This window comes from Actinoplanes rectilineatus, from assembly GCF_000962825.1.
GTDB lineage: Bacteria > Actinomycetota > Actinomycetes > Mycobacteriales > Micromonosporaceae > Actinoplanes > Actinoplanes rectilineatus.
On sequence record NZ_JZKF01000259.1, the window covers coordinates 1 to 351 of the forward strand.

The window sequence follows — 351 nt, forward strand, 5'->3', positions numbered from 1 at the left end:
CACCTGAACCGCCTGTCAGATCTGACAGGCGGTTTTTCTTCCCTCCGCTCCGCGCGGCCGCCGGGTGCTGAAAGTGAGGGTCCGTTCCGTTGCGGGATTGACCTCCCCAGCCGCGGGAGACTGAAAGTGCGGGTCGTTTCCCGAGACGACTTGAAATCCACACCCGCGGAAGAGGGGTGGCTGCCATTGCCCCCCCGAAGGCAAAGGCGGGGTCACCCCACCCCGTAAATCCGGTAAACCCCGTCGATGTCCCCCGCCGAGAGCGCCGCGCGCTGACCGATCGTCGCGGCCGGGTCCACCGGGACGATCGTGGGCCGGCCGTTGGCACTGAACGCGGTCCGCGGGTAATGC

Annotated in this window: 1 protein-coding gene; it reads right to left on the reverse strand. The window is 67.5% G+C overall.

Features of this window, described 5'->3' with window-relative positions; genetic code table 11:
* Positions 1 to 212 precede the first annotated feature (212 nt).
* Positions 213 to 351, reverse strand: a 139-nt coding sequence (locus WH85_RS54355; RefSeq protein ID WP_425394705.1) for a M12 family metallopeptidase, incomplete at its 5' end; no start/stop codon positions are given.